This window comes from Burkholderia sp. Tr-20390 (assembly GCF_017104595.1).
GTDB lineage: Bacteria > Pseudomonadota > Gammaproteobacteria > Burkholderiales > Burkholderiaceae > Burkholderia.
This window is the reverse complement of the sequence record NZ_JAAGPC010000352.1, coordinates 1-3,287: the sequence shown is the minus strand read 5'-3', so window position 1 is coordinate 3,287 and position 3,287 is coordinate 1. Positions and strand designations below refer to the sequence as shown.

1 protein-coding gene is annotated in these 3,287 nt (G+C 72.6%); it reads right to left on the bottom strand.

Translation table 11 applies throughout. The features are described 5' to 3' along the window. On the bottom strand, positions 1–3,287 hold a 3,287-nt coding region (locus G3N98_RS38775; RefSeq protein ID WP_206151077.1), incomplete at both ends, for an amino acid adenylation domain-containing protein.

Genomic DNA, 3,287 nt, shown 5'->3' with positions numbered 1-3,287 from the left:
CCGACGCTCGCGCCGGCCGGCAGCCCCGGCTTCGGCGCCGCCCAGTCGTCGAGCCGCGCGAGCGTGGCAGGCAGCAACCACGCTGCGGCGGGTTCGCCGGCGAGCCGCCGCAGCGCTTCGTGCTGCGCGTGCGCGATGTCTTCCGCGTCGGCGCGCCGCAGGCTGTCGGCCCGGTAGCCGACGATGCAGCGCAGCCGCTGGTCGCTCGCGGAGACGGAGAAATCGACCTGCACCGGAAAGCTGTTGACCGCATGGCCGTCGCGGCCCGCGAGCATCCGCACGTCCGCGTCGTCCAGCTCGCGCAGCACGTGGAAGCTCGTGAAATTGAACAGCACCTCACCCAGCTCGATCCCGCCGTTGTCCTGCCGGATCTGCTGCGACGGATAGAAGCGGTGCCGGAAAATGCCCGACTCGATCTCGAACACCTGCCGCACCTGCGCGACGGGCGATGCCGCGCCGTCGAGCGCCGCGCGCACCGGCACCGAATTCAGGAACAGCCCGACCGCACGCGCCGCATGCTCGGTCTCGGGCCGCACGTGCGTCACCATCGACGTCAGCACGTCGCGCCGCCCGCTCAACGCCTGCAGCGCGCGCAGGTGGGCAGCGAGCAGCACGCTCTTGAGCGGCACGTTCGCGTCGCGCGCGAGCGCGCGCAGCGCCGCCTCCAGTTCGACGGAGACCTCGACCTCCAGATAATCCACCCGTTCGTCCGCCGCGTCGCCCGGCAGCGGCGCGCGGCGCAGCGACAGCGCCTGCGCGCCGTCGAGCTGGCCGCGCCAGAAATCGCGCTGGGCCGGATCGGCGAGCGCGGCCTGTTCCAGTTCGATGAAATCCCGGTAACCGGCCTGCACCGGCTCGTCGTCCTGCGGGTTCCGCGCGCCCGTCAGGCCCGCCGTGTAGAGCCGGATGAATTCGGCGGTCAGCGCGGCCTCGCTCCAGCCGTCGAGCATCGCGTGATGGAAGCTCCACACCAGCTTGAAGCGCTGCGCCGCCAGTTTGAACACGAAGCAGCGAAACAGCGGCGCGGCGGCGATGTCGAACGCGGCGAACCGCTCGCCGTCCATGAACGCGGCGATCCGGGCGGCCTGCGCCGTCGCGTCGAGCGCGGTCAGGTCGGTGACCGTCAGCGGAATGCGCGCCGTGTCGAACACGAGCTGCAGCGGCACGCTGAACCCCTCCATCCGCAGCGCGGTGCGCAACGCCGGATGGCGGGCCGACAGCCGGTCGAGCGCATGGGCGAGGCACGCTTCGTCGTACGCATACGCGACCTCGTAGCCGATCACATCGTGGTACACGCTCGAACGCTCGTGGCGCAGGCCGTGATAGAGCATCCCCAGTTGCAGGCGGCTGAGCGGATACGCGTCGACGACGCCGGCCGGCAGCCGCGCGCGGTCCGCTTCGCTCGTCAGCGGCGCCCGGGCTACCGCGGCCTCGGCCGGCGCAACTGCGCCTGCCCCCGCGCCGCGCTGCCGCTCGATGTGCTCGCCCAGCGTCCGCACGCTCTGGTGGACGAACAGGTCCTGGATCTCGAATTCGAGCCCGTGGCGCTGCGCCTGCGCCTTCAGCCGGATCGCCAGCAGCGAATCGCCGCCGAGATCGAAGAAGCCGTCGTCGAGGCCGAACCCGCCGCGGCCGAGCACGTCTTCCCACAGCGTGCGCAGCACGCGCTGCGTGTCCGTCAGCGTCTCGGGCGCCGCGTCGGCGGGCGCTTCGGCCGGCGTGAGCCGCGCGAGCGCGGCTCGGTCCACCTTGCCGTTCGCCGTCAGCGGAATATGCGGCACCGCGTGGAAGCGCGCCGGCACCAGATGATCCGGCAGCGACGCCCGCAACTGCGCGCGCAGGCCGGCTTCGTCCGGCACGTCCGCGCCCGTGCCCGGGCTTGCGGTCCAGTACGCGACGAGCTGCTTGTCGCCCTGCGGCGTCGCATCGACCGTCACGACGGCGGCCTGCACGCCGCGGCACGCGGCCAGCGCCGCCTCGATTTCCGCCGGCTCGATCCGGTAGCCGCGCAGCTTCACCTGCCGGTCGCGCCGGCCGAGGTAATGCAGCGCGCCGTCATGCGCCCAGTAGCCGACGTCGCCGCTGCGGTACATGCGGGCGCCCGGCTCGCCGCCATGCGGATCGGGCACGAACGCGGCAGCAGTCAGATCCGGCCGGTTCGCGTAGCCGTGCGCGACGCCGGGCCCCGCGATGTAGAGGTCGCCCGCCGCGCCGGCCGGCAGCGGATTCAGGTCGTCGTCGAGCACATACACCGACGTGCCCTGGATCGGCATGCCGATCGGCACCGTGCGCCCGGCCGCCAGCGCGCCGCGCACCGGGTACGCGGTGGCGAAGGTCGTGGTTTCGGTCGGCCCGTAGCCATTGACCACCTGGCCGCGTTCCAGCAGCGCGCGGGCGCGCGCCACGTGCGGCAGCGACAGCACGTCGCCGCCGCAGACCAGGTAGCGCAGCTGCCGCAGCGCGTCCGGCGCGTGATCGACCATCGCCGCGAACAGGCCGCTCGTCAGCCACAGGATCGTCACGCCCGCGTCGACCAGCAACGGCCCGAGCTGGTCGAGCGACGCGTCGCGCCCGACCGGCACGACGAGCGACGCGCCGTTCAGGAGCGCGGTCCAGATCTCGAACGTCGACGCGTCGAACGCCGTCGGCGCGAACTGGAGGAACACGTCGTCCGGCGTCACGTCGAGATAGGCCGGCCGGTAGGCGAGCCGCAGGATCGCCTGTTGCGGCACGATGACGCCCTTCGGACGATCGGTGGTGCCCGACGTGTACATCAGGTACGCCGGCATCTGCGCCGGCAGCCCGCTCGCGACGAACGCGCCGTCGCGCGCGGCGATCTCGTCGTCGTGGTCCTCGAGGACGATCAGGTTCAGATAGCCGTCGCGCAGCGCATCGGTGCGCGCCACCACGTCGTCGCGCGTGACGATCACGCTCGCCTGGCTGTCGTCGATCAGGAATCGCAGCCGCTCCGCCGGATAGCGGCTGTCGAGCGGCACATACGCGCAGCCCGCGTTGAGCACCGCCAGCATCGCGACGATCAGCTCCGCGCCCGGCTCGAGGCACAGGCCGACGGTCGAGCCCGGCGACACGCCGAGATCGCGCAAGTGGTCCGCCAGCCGGTTCGCGCGCAGGTTCAGCGCGTGGTAGTCGAGCGTCGCGTCGCCGTGGCGGATCGCCGTGCGGCCCGGATGCTGCCGCGCGAGCGCGTCGATCACCGCGCCGATCGAGTCGGGCAGCGGCTGCCCGAGCGGCCGGCTCTGCCAGCCGCGCAGCGCGTCGAGCGTGGC